This window comes from Microcystis sp. M53598_WE2 (genome assembly GCF_030067735.1).
GTDB lineage: Bacteria > Cyanobacteriota > Cyanobacteriia > Cyanobacteriales > Microcystaceae > Microcystis > Microcystis aeruginosa.
This window is the reverse complement of sequence record NZ_JASJFE010000174.1, coordinates 1-2,822: the sequence shown is the minus strand read 5'-3', so window position 1 is coordinate 2,822 and position 2,822 is coordinate 1. Positions and strand designations below refer to the sequence as shown.

Genomic DNA, 2,822 nt, shown 5'->3' with positions numbered 1-2,822 from the left:
TCTTCCCGCTTTGATTGCCTGTCTCGACTGCGAAGATTATTATGTGCGCGAATCGGCTGCCCAGGCATTGGAAATGCTTCAGGATCGAAGCGCGATCGCACCTTTAAAGAAACTATTAGAGGGTGGCATCGAAGTGGCCGTTTTAGTGGCGGGAAAACCCCATTTAGTCCAACCCTACGAGGCGATTATCGAGGCATTGGGAACCCTGCAAGCGAAGGCAGCGATTCCCCTGATTGAACCGTTTTTAAAGCATTTCGTCGAAAAAGTGCGTTATGCGGCTGCCCGCGCCCTCTATCAACTCACGACTAACCCCCACTATGGCGATATTCTGATTAAGGCCTTGCAAGGGGAAGAATTACAGCTGCGTCGTTCTGCTTTAATGGATTTGGGCGCTACGGGTTATCTGCCGGCTGCCCCTGCGATCGCTAATACTTTGGCGGAAAATAGTCTGAAACTGGTTGCTCTCAAGGAACTTTTAGAAAACCATCTAAAAACTAATTCTAGCGGCGAAAATATCTCCGAAATTCTCACTTTAATGGATAGTTTATTGTAATTAATCATTGGTTATTTTGTATCTAAATTAAAACTGATAAAATTACGAGGTTTTTATGCTAATTCAAACTGATTATGTCGGCTGGCTGAACGAGACAATCACTCTGTTAAGACAAAAAAACTTTGATAAAGTTGACTGGGAAAACTTAATCGAGGAGATAGAAAGTTTGGGCAGAAGTCAAAAACGTGAACTCCGCAACCGGTTAACCACCATCTTAGAACACTGCCTCAAACTCTGCTATACTGATTACGTTGAGGATTATCGAGGTTGGCAAGAAACTATTAGGCGCAGTCAACGGGAACTAGAAGAACTTTTGAGGGATTCTCCTAGTTTAAAACCCTACTGGGATCAAGTATTTTTAGATTGCTATGCCACGGCTTTAAAAAGCTTGCGAGATAACCCAGATTATCAATCCTTTAACCTTCCCGATGATTGTCCTTTTCCCCAAGAAATTAGTCAGATTTTACAGAAAAAAGTTTGGCGATAAAATTATCTTTAAGAGTTTGTTGGTGGGGTTAGGAGATAAGAATCAGTCGTCAGGAAATTATTTTTATTTATTCTTCCCACTTCATAATTTATAATTCATAATTCATAATTCATAATTCCCAACCCCTCATCCCCTCCAATGATAACCAATGCTTCCTACCGTTGAGACTTTAATTATTGCCGTAGAAAAAGCCGACTCAGCCAATGAGTTACTAACCGCCGTGGAAAACTTAGCCGCCGCCAAAAGTGAAGCGGCAATACCCACCCTCACCGATGTCCTGAGATATAATAACCCCGGTGCCTCCGTGGCAGCAGTGGATGGTTTAATCGCCATCGGCAAAGCGGCGGTTCCCTATTTACTGGCCAACCTAGACGGTTATAATTATGGGGCGAGAGCTTGGGCAACCCGCGCCCTAGCAGGAATTGGCGATGTGCGAGGATTGGACTTATTGCTTGAGGCGGCGGTGAGTGATTTTTCCTTTAGCGTGCGGCGAGGGGCGGCTAGAGGCTTAGGAAATATAATTTGGTCTGATTTGGAGGAAAGTCGGGTTTCTGAGGCTCAGAAGGCTGTTTTTACGGCACTGGAGAAACTTTCGCAAGGGGATGCAGAGTGGGTGGTTAGATATGCGGCGATCGTCGGATTGGAGGGGTTAGGAACTGCGGCGGCGGCATTTCGCGGGGCGATTCGGGAACTTTTAGGACAGATTCGGGAGACGGAAGCGGAAATAGTGGTAAGATTGCGCGCCGATCAAGCTCTGGAACACTTACAATAAGCCTAAGTCGAAAGTAGGAAAACTTATTTCTCTACAGGGAGAAACAATTACACTAACATTCTATGAAATATTGGCAGGAAATTTTAGCGATCGCTCAACGAATTTTAGTAGAATTAATCCGGCGCGGGCGTAGCTTAATCCTCTGGGGCATTTTCCCGATCCTTGTCCTGCTCTTAAATGGCTATATTATGGCAGAAAAAGGCAAAATTGAGCTTGACGAGGCGATGGCTCTGGCTACTCCTCCCACCCTCGTCGGGGCGGCACTTTTCTTTAGTTGTTTGGGGGGAACCGTGGCGACGGTAGTGGCAGAAAGGGAGCAACAAACGATTAAACGGTTATTTTTATCGCCTTTAAGCGGTGTTTCCTATTTTATCGGCATTTTTCTCGCCCATTGTGCGATTGCCGCCTGTCAGACAGTTTTAGTTTATTCTATTGCTAAACAGTATGGAGCCACTTTTAAAGGCTCAATTCCTCTAGAATTATTAATTATTTTTCTTAGTATCACCGCCTATGTGGGTTTAGGATTTATCCTCGGTACTCAACTGGCGAAAAGAACGGAAGATGTTAATGCCTTGGTGGGAACTTTTGGGGTTCCTTTATTAATTTTAGGCGGCGTTTTTCTCCCGACTGCTTTATTCCCCGACAATATTCTATCTCTGGCTAAATATAACCCGATCTACCACATGAATGAAGCTTTAATTGCTGTTTGGGCAAAGGGCAAAAATCTGCAAGATATTAGCTCTCATTTTCGCTTTCTTTGTCTTTTTGCTTTAGCTATGGTAGCAGGTGGTTGGCTTACCTATCGACAAATGTTAAACCTTGAACGCCGACTGTAAATCAGTTATCAGTAATCAGTTATCAGTTAGAAAAGGCAAGAGTATTCATTAATTTGTCTTCCCATATCTTCCACTCCCTAATCCTGTCCCCTGTCTCCTGACTCCTGACTATCCTTGTTACTTTATTACAAATGCTGACTATTAATAATGTCAAAAAAAATTACGGAAGACGCT

General features: G+C 43.8%; 4 protein-coding genes. All 4 read left to right on the top strand.

Translation table 11 applies throughout. From position 1 onward, the window contains the following. Positions 1-553, top strand: a 553-nt coding sequence (locus tag PX636_RS03850; protein ID WP_288116275.1) for a HEAT repeat domain-containing protein, incomplete at its 5' end; no start/stop codon positions are given. 55 nt (positions 554-608) lie between these two features. Then, positions 609-1,040, top strand: a complete 432-nt coding sequence (locus PX636_RS03845; protein ID WP_110545493.1) for a DUF29 domain-containing protein — start codon at positions 609-611, stop codon at positions 1,038-1,040. Positions 1,041-1,188: 148 nt separating this feature from the next. Beyond that, positions 1,189-1,812: a C-phycocyanin alpha-cysteine-84 phycocyanobilin lyase subunit CpcF gene (gene cpcF / locus PX636_RS03840; RefSeq protein ID WP_288116274.1), complete on the top strand. Its 624-nt coding sequence runs from the start codon at positions 1,189-1,191 to the stop codon at positions 1,810-1,812. Between the two features lie 62 nt (positions 1,813-1,874). Then, entirely contained in the window at positions 1,875-2,648 is a 774-nt protein-coding gene (locus PX636_RS03835; RefSeq protein ID WP_002784574.1) for an ABC transporter permease, read from the top strand. Positions 2,649-2,822: the final 174 nt, after the last annotated feature.

What these genes read in the sequence shown, in the direction of transcription:
- PX636_RS03845 (WP_110545493.1), top strand. Translation starts at nt 609, where the DNA reads ATGCTAATTCAAACTGATTATGTCGGCTGGCTGAACGAGACAATCACT.
- PX636_RS03835 (WP_002784574.1), top strand. Translation starts at nt 1,875, where the DNA reads ATGAAATATTGGCAGGAAATTTTAGCGATCGCTCAACGAATTTTAGTA.
- cpcF (WP_288116274.1), top strand. Translation starts at nt 1,189, where the DNA reads ATGCTTCCTACCGTTGAGACTTTAATTATTGCCGTAGAAAAAGCCGAC.